The organism is Brevibacterium sp. R8603A2 (genome assembly GCF_023072605.1).
Taxonomy (GTDB): Bacteria; Actinomycetota; Actinomycetes; order Actinomycetales; family Brevibacteriaceae; genus Brevibacterium; species Brevibacterium pityocampae.
Genome location: NZ_JALLGN010000052.1, coordinates 1 through 259 on the forward strand (window position 1 = coordinate 1; position 259 = coordinate 259).

1 pseudogene is annotated in these 259 nt (G+C 71.4%); it reads right to left on the bottom strand.

Annotated features, from left to right (window positions below):
- Positions 1–259 (bottom strand): annotated as a pseudogene (locus MTQ12_RS14855) (IS3 family transposase); the annotation flags it as partial.

Consider the following 259-nt stretch of genomic DNA (forward strand, 5'->3'; position numbering starts at 1 on the left):
TTCCCGTCGGGGTCGGGGATGGTGGTGCGCAGCTTCTTCGCCCGGCGAACACCCTCGAGGCCGAGGGTGCGCATGGCCCGGTCCACTGCTCCGCGGGAGGTGGCGGCGAGGCCGTCTTGGCGGCGGAGCAGGGCAACCCACTTCCGCCGCCCGTACAGGCCCTCCGGCGTCATCTGCATCCGCCCGGTGGCCTCGTTGAACCTCCAGGCCAGGTCGCGGATCTTGTCCTCGACCAGCGCGTCTGTGACCGTCCTGGCAG